This window comes from Streptomyces sp. NPDC059142 (assembly GCF_042755665.1).
Lineage (GTDB): Bacteria > Actinomycetota > Actinomycetes > Streptomycetales > Streptomycetaceae > Streptomyces.
In genome coordinates this window covers 23435-36785 of sequence record NZ_JBHZDA010000044.1, presented here as the reverse complement: position 1 = coordinate 36785, position 13351 = coordinate 23435, and the positions used below count along the sequence as shown (strand labels likewise).

General features: G+C 73.0%; 11 protein-coding genes. 8 read left to right on the top strand and 3 right to left on the bottom strand.

Annotated elements, in window-relative coordinates; translation table 11 throughout:
* The first annotated feature begins 268 nt into the window (after positions 1-268).
* Positions 269-2158 (top strand): AMP-dependent synthetase/ligase, encoded by a 1890-nt coding sequence (locus tag ACFXPK_RS17910; protein ID WP_385076346.1) that lies wholly within the window; start codon positions 269-271, stop codon positions 2156-2158.
* A gap of 88 nt (positions 2159-2246) precedes the next feature.
* Here ACFXPK_RS17910 and ACFXPK_RS17905 read toward each other — a convergent pair whose 3' ends face one another.
* Positions 2247-2831, bottom strand: coding sequence for a two-component system response regulator (locus ACFXPK_RS17905; protein ID WP_384990570.1), 585 nt, complete (start codon positions 2829-2831; stop codon positions 2247-2249).
* A gap of 304 nt (positions 2832-3135) precedes the next feature.
* Here ACFXPK_RS17905 and ACFXPK_RS17900 point away from each other — a divergent pair, with 304 nt between their 5' ends.
* From ACFXPK_RS17900 to ACFXPK_RS17890, 3 genes are all read left to right on the top strand, one after another.
* Positions 3136-5127 carry a SpoIIE family protein phosphatase gene (locus tag ACFXPK_RS17900; protein WP_385076369.1) on the top strand — a complete coding sequence of 664 codons (1992 nt, stop codon included), beginning with the start codon at positions 3136-3138 and terminating at the stop codon, positions 5125-5127.
* A gap of 132 nt (positions 5128-5259) precedes the next feature.
* A complete protein-coding gene (gene hemW, locus ACFXPK_RS17895) occupies positions 5260-6492 on the top strand; it encodes a radical SAM family heme chaperone HemW (protein ID WP_384990567.1) in 1233 nt (410 codons plus the stop codon).
* Between the two features lie 101 nt (positions 6493-6593).
* On the top strand, positions 6594-7181 hold the full coding sequence (locus ACFXPK_RS17890) for a Uma2 family endonuclease (protein WP_385076343.1): 588 nt from the start codon (positions 6594-6596) through the stop codon (positions 7179-7181).
* On the opposite strand, the gene ACFXPK_RS17885 is transcribed toward ACFXPK_RS17890, so the two are convergent.
* Together ACFXPK_RS17885 and ACFXPK_RS17880 are read right to left on the bottom strand one after the other, a co-directional pair.
* Positions 7159-7992 carry a DUF3097 domain-containing protein gene (locus ACFXPK_RS17885; protein ID WP_384990564.1) on the bottom strand — a complete coding sequence of 278 codons (834 nt, stop codon included), beginning with the start codon at positions 7990-7992 and terminating at the stop codon, positions 7159-7161. The two genes, ACFXPK_RS17890 and ACFXPK_RS17885, sit on opposite strands and share 23 nt — an antisense overlap.
* A 33-nt stretch (positions 7993-8025) precedes the next feature.
* Positions 8026-8787, bottom strand: coding sequence for an MBL fold metallo-hydrolase (locus tag ACFXPK_RS17880; RefSeq protein WP_385076340.1), 762 nt, complete (start codon positions 8785-8787; stop codon positions 8026-8028).
* Positions 8788-8998: 211 nt separating this feature from the next.
* Here ACFXPK_RS17880 and hrcA point away from each other — a divergent pair, with 211 nt between their 5' ends.
* The 4 genes from hrcA (at position 8999) to ACFXPK_RS17860 (ending at position 13289) form a co-directional block, all read left to right on the top strand.
* Positions 8999-10015 carry a heat-inducible transcriptional repressor HrcA gene (gene hrcA / locus ACFXPK_RS17875; protein WP_329827165.1) on the top strand — a complete coding sequence of 339 codons (1017 nt, stop codon included), beginning with the start codon at positions 8999-9001 and terminating at the stop codon, positions 10013-10015.
* Complete coding sequence (gene dnaJ, locus ACFXPK_RS17870) at positions 10016-11152, top strand: molecular chaperone DnaJ (RefSeq protein WP_384990559.1); 1137 nt, start codon at positions 10016-10018, stop codon at positions 11150-11152.
* A gap of 314 nt (positions 11153-11466) precedes the next feature.
* Positions 11467-12546, top strand: a complete 1080-nt coding sequence (locus ACFXPK_RS17865; protein WP_385076337.1) for a nitronate monooxygenase — start codon at positions 11467-11469, stop codon at positions 12544-12546.
* Positions 12543-13289 (top strand): 16S rRNA (uracil(1498)-N(3))-methyltransferase, encoded by a 747-nt coding sequence (locus tag ACFXPK_RS17860; RefSeq protein WP_385076335.1) that lies wholly within the window; start codon positions 12543-12545, stop codon positions 13287-13289. Before ACFXPK_RS17865 ends, ACFXPK_RS17860 begins: the two co-directional genes overlap by 4 nt.
* The last annotated feature ends 62 nt before the right edge of the window (positions 13290-13351 follow it).

The following is a 13351-nucleotide window of genomic DNA, read 5'->3' as shown; positions in this document are numbered from 1 at the left end:
CGTCAGCCGTGGTTCCGAGCCCGGCCAACGCGGTCGGGGTGCGGCCCGTCGCCCCCATCCGGGAGCCGCCATGAGCCCCCGCGCGGGCCCCGCTTCGTTATGAAGCGGCTGCTGACGGCCTCTTACGCGCCGGGCGGGCGGCCCTTACCCTGAGCGCAGATTCTTAGTTACTCGTCGGTTTAGTTCATCGCCGGTCGCAGCATTAGTTACTCGTCAGTCACAACTCAGTCAGCACGTCGGCAGCGCTGCCGCGGGCCCGGAGGATGCCGTGAGCGACACCCAGACCTTGATCGAGAACCGGCCGCCCTCCGTGGCGACCCTCTTCATTGAGCGCGTGGCGGCCACGCCGGACACGGAGGCGTACCGCTACCCCGTCCCGGCCGCCGCCGGGCAGGGCCCCGACGAGTGGCGCTCGCTGAGCTGGGCCGAGGCGTCGGGGCGGGTGTACGCCGTGGCCGCCGGGCTGATCGCGCTCGGTGTGCGGCCCGAGGAGCGGGTCGCGCTCGCCTCCGCCACCCGCGTCGAGTGGATCCTCGCCGACCTCGGGGTGATGTGCGCGGGCGCCGCGACCACCACGGTCTACCCCTCGACCAACACCGAGGAGTCCGCGTACATCCTCTCCGACTCCGGGAGCCGGGTGCTGATCGCGGAGGACGCCGTCCAGCTCGCCAAGGTGCGCGAGCGCCGCGCCGAGCTGCCGCACCTCGCCCATGTCGTGGTGATCGAGGAGGCCGGCGCCGTGCCCGCCGAGGGCGACCCGGAGGGCTGGGTGCTCTCGCTCGCCGAGCTGGAGGCGCGCGGCGCCGCGTATCTGGCCGGCCACCCCAAGGCGGTCGAGGAGCGGGTCGACGCGATCACCGCCGACCAGCTCGCCACCCTCATCTACACCTCGGGCACCACCGGCCGCCCCAAGGGTGTACGGCTGCGGCACGACAGCTGGTCGTACATGGCCAAGGCGATCGCCGCCACCGGTCTGATCAGCACGGACGACGTGCAGTACCTGTGGCTGCCGCTCGCCCACGTCTTCGGGAAGGTGCTGACGTCCGGGCAGATCGAGGTCGGCCATGTCACCGCCGTGGACGGCCGCGTCGACAAGATCATCGACAATCTGCCGGTGGTCCGGCCGACCTATATGGCCGCCGTGCCGCGGATCTTCGAGAAGGTCTACAACGGCGTCGCCGCCAAGGCGCGGGCCGGCGGCCCCGCCAAGTACAAGATCTTCCAGTGGGCGGCCGAGGTCGCCCGTGAGCACGCCGCCGCGGCCCAGGACAACTTCCGCCGTACGGGCACGAGGACCGTGCCCTTCGCCCTCGGCGCCCGCCACAAGGTCGCCGACGCGCTCGTCTACAGCAAACTCCGCGAGGCGTTCGGCGGCCGGCTGCGCGCCGCCATCTCCGGCTCCGCCGCGCTCGCGCCCGAGATCGGCTACTTCTTCTCCGGCGCCGGGATCCACATCCTGGAGGGGTACGGGCTGACGGAGACCAGCGCGGCCAGCTTCGTCAACCCGGGCGAGGCGTACCGTACGGGCACGGTCGGCAAGCCGCTGCCCGGCACCGAGGTACGGATCGCGGACGACGGCGAGATCCTGCTGCGCAGCCCGGGGGTGATGGCCGGATATCACGGGTTGCCGGAGAAGACCGTGGAGGTGCTGGAGTCCGACGGCTGGTTCCACACCGGGGACATCGGCGAGCTGTCCAACGACGGCTATCTGCGGATCACCGACCGCAAGAAGGACCTGATCAAGACATCGGGCGGCAAGTACATCGCCCCGGCCGAGGTCGAGGGCCGGTTCAAGGCCGTCTGCCCGTTCGTCTCCAACATCCTGGTGCACGGGGCCGACCGCAACTTCTGTACGGCGCTGATCGCGCTCGACGAGCCGGCGATCCTCGGCTGGGCCGCCGAGAACGGCATGGCCGGGCGGCCGTACGCCGACGTGGTCGCCTCGGCGGCGGTCGAGCAGCTCGTCGACGGGTACGTGAAGCGGCTCAACGAGGGCCTCCAGCGCTGGCAGACCATCAAGAAGTTCCGGCTGCTCCCGCGCGATCTGGACATCGAGCACGGCGAGCTGACACCCAGCCTCAAGCTCAAGAGGCCGGTCGTGGAGCGGGAGTACAAGAACCTGATCGAGGAGATGTACGAGGGCTCCCGCGAGGTCTGACGCGGGGTCCCGTCCTTCGGGCGGGGCCGTGGGTGCGGGCGGGCCGCCGGTACGTGGCGGGCAGGACCGGTAGGGCAGATCCGCTGCCCTACCGGTCCCGCCCGCGCCGCAGTTCGCCGAGCGCGTCCTCGATCCGCTCCAGGTGGCGGCGCAGATCGGCCAGATGCTCCGGCGCGTCGCTCCGCAGCGCGTCCTCGATCTTCGCCAGCCGGCCGGCCACCTCCCCGAGCTGCTCCTGCTCGCGCGCCAGCGCCCGCTCCAACTGGCGGTTCTTGCGGTGCAGATCGAGGAAGACGCTGACCTTGGCCCGCAGCATCCACGGGTCGAACGGCTTGGTCAGGAAGTCCGCCGCGCCCGTGGCGTACCCCCGGTAGGCGTAACCGCTGTCCGAGCCGGGCCCGTTCAGGAAGATGATCGGGATGTCCTTGGCCCGGTCCAGCCGCTTGATCCGGTACGCGGTCTCGAAGCCGTCCATGCCGGGCATCCGGACGTCCAGCAGTATCAGCGCGAACGGCTGGCGCAGCAGCGCCTCCACCGCCTCCTCGCCGGAACGCGCCCGTACGAGCCGCTCGTCCAGCGAGGCCAGCACCGCTTCGAGCGCGGTGAGGTTGTCCTCCATGTCGTCGACGAGCAGGATGCCCGCGCGCTCCGTGCCGACCGCTGTGCCGTTCATGTGCTGATCATCCTTGTTGCTCCTTGTCCGGCCCGTGTCTTTCGGCCAGCGAGGCAAGAATGCTCTGTCCGGGGCTCTTTCGCACGCGGTTCCGACGCTTTGGCCCCCACTCCGCGCCACCGCCGCGCCACCCCTCCGGCGGCCGGTCCGTCCCCCGCGCGGATTCCGCTGTCAAGACCCAGGGGCAATCTCCGGCGACTTCCATGACTCGGTGCGTAGGAACGCCCTCCGTCTGTCACTCTGTCGGGATCGTAAGCGGCACAACGCCAGAACCGGATCAGGAGCCGCAGTGGGGCCCATTCCGATGCCGCGCGACACCCGCCACCGTCCGGCACCCCCGGTGCCGTTACGGAGGGACGCGCGGTCCATCTCCCGTACCAGCCTGCCCGGCAACCCGCTCGCACCGTCCGCCGCACGCCGCTTCGCACGCGCGGCGCTCGCGGACTGGACCAGCCTCGGGCTGCTCGCCACCTGCACCTACTGCCAAGGGGACGCGTGCTGCTCCCCGGGCACGCACAGCACCGATCTCCTCGCCGACGACGCCGTGCTGATCGTCGACGAACTCGTCACCAACGCGGTCGTGCACGCGGGCACCACCGTCGAACTCCTCTGCCGCCTCGAAGCCCCCTCCGAGGATCCCTCCGGGGACCTCGGGGCGCGGGCACGCGAAGAACCGGCCGCGCTCGTCCTCGAAGTCTCCGACCACCACCCGACACGGACCGTCCAGAGCGACCCGAACGGACCGCCGCCCTCCGGCACGCCCGAGTACGGCCGCGGGCTGCAACTCGTCTCCGCGCTCGCCGAACGCTGGGGCATCACCTACCGCTCCGGCCTCAAGACCGTCTGGGCCCGGCTCCCCCTCGAAGGACGCGAGACGGGACCCGACGGCGAACCGGAGGAACCCGCCCTGCGCCGCGGACTGCGCGCCGCCGAGATCCTGGCCCCCGCACCCCGGCGTGCGGTCCGCGACGACCCGGAGTGGGCCGGCGGAGGGGCCCTCTCCTTCCTCGCCGAGGCGTCCGAACTGCTGGCGGGACAGCTCGACGAGGACCTGGTCGCCGCGCTCGCCGGCCAACTGCTGGTGCCGCGCCTCGCCGACTGGTGCGCCGTCTGGCTGGACGGCGACGGCGCGCAGACGGGCGCGGCGCCCCGGCTCGCCCGCGTCTGGCACGCCGACGAGTCCCGGATCGAGCCGCTGCGCGCCACCCTGTCGAAGGAGCCGCCGCGGCTCCCGGGACCGGCGCACGGCACACCGGTGCAGGTGCCCTGGCCTGCCTTCGAGGGCGCGATGGGCGACGGCACGGCGCTCGCCTGCCGGCTCGTCGCGAACGGCCGCGCCCTGGGCACGCTCCTGCTCGGCCGCCCCGCGCCGGGCGACGTCCCCGACGCGGTGACCTCCCTCGTCGAGGACTTCGCCCGGCGCGTCGCCCTCGCCGTCGGCGCGGCCCGCCGCTACACCCGCCAGGTCACCATCAGCCGCGTCCTCCAGCGCGGACTGCTGCCCACCCAGGTGGCACGCATACCGGGCGTCGCCAGCTCCCTCGTATACGAACCGAGCGACGAGGGGCTCGCGGGCGGCGACTTCTACGACGTCTTCCCGTGCCCGCCCGGCGACCGCTGGTGCTTCATGCTCGGCGACGTCCAGGGCAGCGGCCCCGAGGCCGCCGTCGTCACCGGTCTCGCCCGCCCCTGGCTGCGGCTGCTCGCCCGCGAGGGGTACGGGGTCGGCCCGGTCCTCGACCGTCTCAACCGGCTCCTCCTCGACGACGCGACGGAGGCGGCCGAGCCGGCGCCCCTGACGGCCTTCGGGACGGCCGCCGGGCCCGGTGGTCCGCCCGGAGCCCTGGCGAGCCCTCCGGGGCCGCCCGAGGGCCGCCAGGCCCGCTTCCTGTCGCTGCTGTACGGCGAGCTGACGCCCCTGCCGGACGGCGGCGGCGTACGGTGCACCCTCGCCAGCGCCGGCCACCCCCTGCCGCTGGTCCTGCGCCCCGACGGCACCGTGCGGACCGCCGCGGAGCCGCAGGTGCTGCTCGGAGTCGTGGAGAAGGTCGCGTACGAGAGCAGCACCTTCGACCTGGAGCCCGGGGACACGCTGCTCTGCGTCACCGACGGGGTCACGGAACGCCGCTCGGGCCGCCGGATGCTCGACGACGGCGACGGGCTCGCGCGGGCCCTCGCGGGGTGCGCCGGGCTGACGGCACAGGGGGTGGCGGAGCGGATACGGCGCGCGGTGCACGAATTCGCGGAGGCGCCGCCGGGGGACGACCTGGCGCTGCTCGTGCTCCAGGCGCAGTGATCAAGGGCGGGGCGGTGCGGGGGCGGTGCGGACCGGGCGGCGCCCCCGCCACGGGGCGGTGCGGGGGACCGGGTGGCGTCCCCCGCCACCGCACAGTCCCGCCCTCCCCCTCGCGTACGGGACACTGGGGGCATGCCTTCCGCACTGCCCGACGGTGACCCCATGCCCGAGACCGGAGCGCTGCCCCGGCACGCCCTGGCAGGCGCGGCGGACCGACCGCTCGGCTTCTACCTGCACGTTCCGTACTGCGCGACCCGCTGCGGCTACTGCGACTTCAACACGTACACGGCGACCGAGCTGCGCGGTTCCGGCGGGGCGCTGGCCTCCCGCGACAACTACGCCGACACCCTCGCCGACGAGGTCAGGCTGGCCAGGAAGGTCCTCGGCGACGACCCGCGCCGGGTCCGCACCGTCTTCGTCGGCGGCGGCACCCCGACCCTGCTCGCCGCCGGGGACCTCGTACGGATGCTGGACACGATCCGTGACGAGTTCGGGCTCGCGGACGACGCGGAGATCACCACGGAGGCGAACCCCGAGTCCGTGGACCCGGCCTATCTCGCCACCCTGCGCGAGGGCGGCTTCAACCGGATCTCCTTCGGCATGCAGAGCGCCAAGCAGCACGTCCTGAAGGTCCTCGACCGTACGCACACCCCGGGCCGCCCCGAGGCGTGCGTCGCGGAGGCCCGCGCCGCCGGGTTCGACCACGTGAACCTCGACCTGATCTACGGCACGCCCGGGGAGAGCGACACCGACTGGCGCGACACCCTCACGGCGGCGGTCGGCGCGGGACCCGACCACATCTCGGCGTACGCGCTGATCGTCGAGGAGGGCACCGGGCTCGCCCGCCGTATCCGGCGCGGCGAGGTCCCCATGACGGACGACGACGAGCACGCGGACCGCTACCTCATCGCGGACCGGATGCTCGCGGAGGCCGGCTTCTCCTGGTACGAGGTGTCCAACTGGGCCACCACGGAGAAGGCGCGCTGCCTCCACAACGAGCTGTACTGGCGCGGCGCCGACTGGTGGGGCGCGGGCCCCGGCGCCCACAGCCATGTCGGCGGCGTGCGCTGGTGGAACGTGAAGCACCCCGGCGCGTACGCCCAGGCCCTCGCGGAGGGCCGCTCCCCGGGCGCGGGCCGCGAACTCCTCACCGAGGAGGACCGTAGGGTCGAGCGCATCCTGCTGGAACTGCGCCTGGCCGACGGCTGCGAGCTGTCCCTCCTCCGCCCGGACGGCCGGAACGCCGCCGCTCGCGCCCTGGCCGACGGCCTGCTCGTACCGGAGCCCTACGAGGCGGGCCGCGCGGTGCTGACGCTGAAGGGCCGCCTCCTGGCGGACGCCGTCGTCAGGGACCTGGTGGACTGATCACCCGCCGGGGTGAATCCCAGCGGATCCGGGTGCGGCTGTTTAGGCTGTTTCCCTAGTCTGCCGCTGACAGAAACGGCGGAATGTGGAGGCTCACGGAGATGACCGCTGTGGATGAGCGACCGATCACCGGCATGGCCAAGACCTTTGAGGACCTTGAGGTTCCTGAGGGGCTCAAGGCGGAACTCCTCAGGGGCGAAATCGTGATGATGGCCGGGCCCGACCGGGTCCACAATCGAATTGTGCAGTCCGTGCAGGACCAGATTCCGCACAAACCCTGGGACCGCCTCCAGACCCAGGACCTCGCCATCCCCGGTGAGTCGAGTGAGCCGCAGCCCGACCTCGTGGTCCTGGAGCGGGGAGCCGAGGAAGGCCCCGGACGGCTCATCCCGGCCCCCGCCGTCGAGCTGGTGCTGGAAGTGGTCTCCAGGACCAGCGGGGACCGGGACTACGGGGTCAAGCGGTCGATGTACGCGGCGGGGAAGGTGCCCGCGTATCTGATCGTCGACCCCACGTCAGCACAGTGTGTCCTGCTCACCCACCCCACCGGCAGTGGCGAGGACGCCGACTACCGGACCGTGCGGACCTCGAAGTTCGGCGAACCCGTACCGCTGCCCATGCTCGACGTGGAACTGGACACGTCCGAGTTCGAAACGCTCCCAGGGGTCAGGACTCACCGCCGGCCGTGACGAAGTCGATCAGCTCCTCCACCCGCCCCAGCAGCGCCGGCTCCAGATCCCGGTAGGAGTGCACCCGGGACAGGATGTGCTGCCACGCCGCCCCCGTGTTCGGCGGCCAGCCCAGCGCCTCGCACACGCCCGTCTTCCAGTCCTCGCCCCTCGGCACCTTCGGCCAGGCCGGGATGGACACCGAGGACGGCTTCACGGCCTCCCAGACGTCGATGTACGGGTGGCCCACCACCAGGACGTCCGCGCCGGCCGCCGCCGCGGCGATACGGGACTCCTTGGAGCCGGGGACGAGATGGTCGACCAGCACGCCGAGCCGGGCATCCGGCGCGGGCCCGAACTCCGCCACCACCGCGGGGAGATCGTCGACACCGCCCAGATACTCCACGACCACGCCCTCGATGCGCAGGTCGTCGCCCCAGACCTTCTCCACCAGCTCCGCGTCGTGCCGCCCCTCCACATAGATCCGGCCCGCCCGCGCCACCCGCGCGCGGGCGCCCGGCACGGCGACCGAGCCCGAGGCCGTACGGGCCGGGGCGGACGGCCCGGCGCCGCCCCCGGGGCGCGGCCTGACCAGCGTCACCGGGCGGCCCTCCAGCAGGAAGCCACGGGCCACCAGCGGGAAGACACGGTGCTTGCCGAAGCGGTCCTCCAGGGTGACCGTCGGCCCCTCGGCGGTCTTCTCACAGCGGATCACCGCGCCGCAGAAGCCCGTCGTCACCTCCTCGACCACCAGATCGGGTTCGGCGGGGACCTCCGGCGCGGGCGTGGGCTTCTTCCACGGGGGCGTCAGATCGGGGCTGTAGCTGCGCATGCGGACGACGATAGGCGGGGCGCGACCGCGGGGCTACGAGGGCGCCCCCGACCCGCCGAACCGCACGGCCAGCGCGTCGCGTTGCGCCCGTACGAACGCCGCGTCCACCACCGCCCCGTGCCCCGGCACGTACACCGTCCCGTCCCCGCCGCCCAGCGCCAGCAGCCGGTCCAGGGCGGCGGGCCAGCGCGCCGGGACCGCGTCGGGGCCCGCCTGCGGCTCGCCCGACTCCTCCACCAGATCCCCGCAGAAGAGCACCGCCGGATCCCCGGAGACCCCCGGCACCAGCAGCGCCAGGTCGTGCGCCGTGTGCCCCGGCCCCGCGTTCGCCAGCACCACCCGCCGCCCGCCGCCCAGATCCACCGTCAGCTCCCCGCACACCGCGTGCCCCGGCCTGACCAGCAGATCCACCGCCTCGGCCGCCTCCGCCTCCGGAACCCCCTCCCGCACCGCCTCCTCGTACAGACTCCCGGCGGTCCCCGCCGCCTCCCCGGCCAGCAGCTCCGCCAGACCGACCGCCCCGTACACCGCCACGCCCGAGAACGCCGCGGCCCCCAGCACATGGTCGAAATGCGGATGGCTGAGTGCGACATGTGTCACGCGCCGGCCGCCGAGCAGCGCGCGCGTCCGCGCCCGGAGCCCCGCACCCTCCCGCAGCGTCGACCCCGTGTCGTAGAGCAGCGCGCCCCGCTCCCCGGCCACCAGACCGACGGTCGCGTCCCACCCCGGCAGGCGTACGCGCCCCACTCCGGGCCCCAACCGCTCCCACCCGTGCTCTTCCCAACGGACGTCCATACCGGGACGCTACGGGAGACCACTGACATCCGGCGCCGGCCGGCCGCCGTGATCCGCCGGGTAGCCTGGTCGGCCGCCCTTGCTCCGTGTACGCCTTACGGCCGTACACTGAACCGGGAGCCACTGGCACTCCCGCGGAACGAGTGCCAACGGGCACCGGCGGGTGCCACGGCGGGCGAAGGACGACGGACGACATCGGGAGGTGTGCGCCATGCTCAGCGAACGCAGACTCGAAGTGTTGCGCGCGATCGTCCAGGACTACGTCGGCACGGAGGAGCCGGTCGGTTCCAAGGCCCTCACGGAGCGCCACAAACTCGGCGTCTCCCCGGCGACCGTACGCAACGACATGGCGGTGCTGGAGGACGAGGGCTTCATCGCCCAGCCGCACACCAGCGCCGGGCGCATCCCGACCGACAAGGGCTACCGGCTCTTCGTCGACCGGCTGGCCGGGGTCAAGCCCCTCTCGCTGCCGGAGCGCCGCGCCATCCAGAACCTGCTGGACGGCGCCGTCGACCTCGACGACGTCGTGGGCCGTACGGTACGGCTGCTCGCGCAGCTCACCCGGCAGGTGGCCGTGGTGCAGTACCCCTCGCTGACCCGTTCGACGGTGCGGCACGTGGAGCTGCTGGCGCTCGCGCCCGCCCGGCTGATGCTCGTCCTGATCACGGACACCGGACGGGTCGAGCAGCGTCTGGTCGACTGTCCCGCGCCGTTCGGCGAGACCTCCCTCGCGGACCTGCGGGCCCGGCTCAACAGCCGGATCGTCGGGCGCCGCTTCGCGGACGTCCCGCAGCTCGTGCAGGACCTGCCCGACTCCTTCGAGCAGGAGGACCGGGGGACCGTGTCGGCGGTCCTGGCGACCCTGCTGGAGACCCTGGTCGAGGAGACCGAGGAGCGGCTGATGATCGGCGGAACCGCCAACATCACCCGCTTCGGACACGACTTTCCCCTGACCATCCGGCCGGTGCTGGAGGCGCTGGAGGAGCATGTGGTGCTCCTCAAGCTCCTCGGTGAGGCCGCGGACCCCGGCATGACCGTACGTATCGGGCACGAGAACGCCCACGAGGGACTCAACTCCACGTCCGTCGTCGCGGTCGGCTACGGTTCGGGCGACGAGGCAGTCGCCAAACTCGGCGTGGTCGGACCGACCCGCATGGACTACCCCGGAACGATGGGAGCGGTACGCGCAGTGGCACGTTACGTCGGACAGATCCTGGCGGAGTCGTAAGTGGCCACGGACTACTACGCCGTACTCGGCGTGCGCCGCGACGCATCTCAGGACGAGATCAAGAAGGCATTCCGCAGGCTCGCGCGCGAGCTGCACCCGGATGTCAATCCCGATCCCAAGACGCAAGAGCGCTTCAAGGAGATCAACGCCGCGTACGAGGTGTTGTCGGACCCGCAGAAGAAGCAGGTCTACGACCTCGGCGGCGACCCGCTGTCCTCCAGCGGGGGCGGTGGCGCGGGAGGGTTCGGAGCCGGCGGCTTCGGCAACTTCTCGGACATCATGGACGCGTTCTTCGGCACGGCGTCGCAGCGCGGCCCGCGGTCGCGGACCCGGCGCGGCCAGGACGCGATGATCCGGCTGGAGATCGACCTCAACGAGGCGGCCTTCGGCACGACCAAGGACATCCAGGTCGACACGGCGATCGTCTGCACGACCTGTTCCGGCGAGGGCGCCGCGCCCGGCACCTCCGCGCAGACCTGCGACATGTGCCGCGGCCGGGGCGAGGTCTCGCAGGTCACGCGGTCCTTCCTGGGCCAGGTCATGACCTCGCGGCCCTGCCCGCAGTGCCAGGGCTTCGGTACGGTCGTCCCCACGCCGTGCCCCGAGTGCGCGGGCGACGGCCGGATCCGTTCGCGCCGCACGCTCACGGTCAAGATCCCCGCGGGCGTCGACAACGGCACCCGTATCCAGCTCGCGGGCGAGGGCGAGGTCGGCCCGGGCGGCGGCCCCGCCGGTGACCTGTACGTGGAGATCCACGAGGTCCCGCACGCCACGTTCCAGCGGCGCGGCGACGACCTGCACTGCACCGTCACGATCCCGATGACGGCGGCGGCGCTCGGCACGAAGTGTCCGCTGGAGACGCTGGACGGCGTGGAGGAGATCGACGTACGCCCCGGCACCCAGTCCGGCCAGTCGATCCCGCTGCACGGCCGCGGCATCACCCATCTGCGGGGCGGCGGCCGGGGCGACCTGATCGTCCACGTCGAGGTGATGACCCCGACGAAGATGGACCCGGAGCAGGAACGCCTGCTGCGCGAACTGGCCCAGCTCCGCGGCGAGGAACGGCCCACAGGCCAATTCCAGCCAGGGCAGCAGGGGTTGTTCTCGCGGTTGAAGGATGCGTTCAACGGACGGTAGGCGGGTCCTGTCAGGCCGGGGGTCCGGGGGGTGTCCCCCGGGTGAGCACAGCCGGCCAGGGCAGCAGGGGTTGTTCTCGCGGTTGAAGGATGCGTTCAACGGACGGTAGGCGGCCCCGCTGACGCTCCCGCCGCCCCGGTTTCCCCGGTCGGCGGGACCGTCGGTACGGCCAGGCGTACGGGCCGGGGGAGTGCCCTCGGCGGCGGGCGCCGAGGTCCTGCCGGTCAGGGTTCGGGGGCGGACCCCGGACCCCTCGTCGCGTGCGGCGCGGTACCGATTCGGAGGTGCCGTGGCCGACATGGCACCATGCCTGCATGTCCTCCGCACTGACCGATCTCTGCCGGTATCCGATCGTGCAGGCCCCCATGGCGGGCGGCGCGTCCTGCCCGCAGCTCGCGGCGGCCGTCTCCGAGGCCGGGGGCCTCGGGTTCCTGGCCGCCGGGTACAAGACGGTCGACGGCATGTACGAAGAGGTCAAACAGCTCCGGGGCCTCACCGGCCGCCCCTTCGGCGTCAACCTCTTCATGCCGCAGCCGCACTACGCCGACCACGCGGCCGTCGAGGTCTACCGCAACCAGCTCGCCGGTGAGGCCGCCTGGTACGACACACCGCTCGGCGACCCCGAGTCGGGGCGGGACGACGCGTACGAGGCGAAGCTCGCGATCCTGCTCGACGACCCGGTCCCGGTCGTCTCCTTCACCTTCGGCTGCCCCACCAGGACGACCTTCGACGCCTTCGCGGGCGTCGGCACCTACACCGTCGTCACCGTGACCACGGCCGAGGAGGCCCAGACCGCCCAGTGGTCCGGCGCCGACGCCGTCTGCGTGCAGGGCATCGAGGCAGGCGGCCACCAGGGGACACACCGCGACGACCCGTCCACCGACGGTGCGGGCATCGGGCTGCTCTCGCTGATCGCGCAGGTCAGGGCCGCCGTGGACCTGCCGCTCATCGCCGCGGGCGGGCTGATGCGCGGCGGCCAGATCGCCGCCGTGCTCGCGGCGGGCGCCGACGCGGCGCAGCTCGGCACCGCGTTCCTCGTCTGCCCGGAGTCCGGGGCGAACGCCCTGCACAAACAGGCCATGACCAACCCCCTGTTCGTACGCACCGAGCTGACCCGGGCGTTCTCGGGCCGCCCCGCCCGCGGACTCGTCAACCGCTTCATGCGCGAGCACGGCCCGTACGCCCCGCCCGCCTACCCCGAGGTCCACCACCTCACCTCCGGGCTGCGCAAGGCCGCAGCCAAGGTGGGCGACGCGCAGGGCATGGCGCTCTGGGCCGGCCAGGGCCACCGGCTGGCGCGCGACCTGCCCGCGGGCAAGCTGGTCGAGGTCCTCGTGGGCGAACTCGACGCCACCCGCGCCTCGTTCATGCCCGGCCTCGGCAGCGCCCAGTGACCGCACCCGTCTTCGTCGTCGCCCCGGGCACGCTGCGCGCGGGCACCGTCACGCTCGACGGACCCGAGGGGCGCCACGCCGTCTCCGTACGGAGGCTGCGGGTCGGTGAGGAGATCGTGCTGACGGACGGCGCGGGCACCGCCGGGTACGGGACGGTCGCGGCGGTCGAGGGCAAGGACCGGCTGGACGTCGCGGTCACCGAGGTACGGACCGAGCCCGAACCCGCGCCCCGGATCACCGTCGTCCAGGCCCTCCCCAAGGGCGACCGGGGTGAACTGGCCGTCGAGACCATGACCGAGACCGGCGTCGACGCCGTCGTCCCGTGGTCCGCGGCGCGCTGCGTCACCCAGTGGCGGGGCGAGCGGGGCGCGAAGGCGCTCGCCAAGTGGCGGGCCACCGCGCGCGAGGCGGGCAAACAGTCGCGCCGGGTGCGCTTCCCCGAGATCGCGGACGCCCTGACCACCAAGCAGGTCGCCGCCCTGCTCGCCACCGCCGACTTCGCGGCAGTCCTGCACGAGGACCGCGCCGCGGACAGCGCCGCGCTGGCCACCGCCGAACTGCCGGAGACCGGCTCGATCGTGCTGGTCGTGGGCCCCGAAGGGGGCGTGTCGCCCGAGGAGTTGACGGCGTTCGCGGCGGTCGGCGCGCGCCCGTACCGGCTGGGCGCCAGCGTGCTGCGCACCTCCACCGCGGGGACGGCGGCCACGGCGCTGCTGCTGGGCCGCACGGGCCGCTGGTCCTGACCGTACGCCCGCACCGCTCGCGCGCTGCCACCCCGGTCCTGTCGGTGGCGCCGGATACGATG

Coding starts and splice junctions, on each gene's coding strand:
- ACFXPK_RS17865 (WP_385076337.1), top strand. CDS start 11,467: ATGTCCTCCGCACTGACCGATCTCTGCCGGTATCCGATCGTGCAGGCC.
- hemW (WP_384990567.1), top strand. CDS start 5,260: ATGCCTTCCGCACTGCCCGACGGTGACCCCATGCCCGAGACCGGAGCG.
- ACFXPK_RS17890 (WP_385076343.1), top strand. CDS start 6,594: ATGACCGCTGTGGATGAGCGACCGATCACCGGCATGGCCAAGACCTTT.
- hrcA (WP_329827165.1), top strand. CDS start 8,999: ATGCTCAGCGAACGCAGACTCGAAGTGTTGCGCGCGATCGTCCAGGAC.
- ACFXPK_RS17900 (WP_385076369.1), top strand. CDS start 3,136: ATGCCGCGCGACACCCGCCACCGTCCGGCACCCCCGGTGCCGTTACGG.
- ACFXPK_RS17885 (WP_384990564.1), bottom strand. CDS start 7,992: ATGCGCAGCTACAGCCCCGATCTGACGCCCCCGTGGAAGAAGCCCACG.
- ACFXPK_RS17905 (WP_384990570.1), bottom strand. CDS start 2,831: ATGAACGGCACAGCGGTCGGCACGGAGCGCGCGGGCATCCTGCTCGTC.
- ACFXPK_RS17880 (WP_385076340.1), bottom strand. CDS start 8,787: ATGGACGTCCGTTGGGAAGAGCACGGGTGGGAGCGGTTGGGGCCCGGA.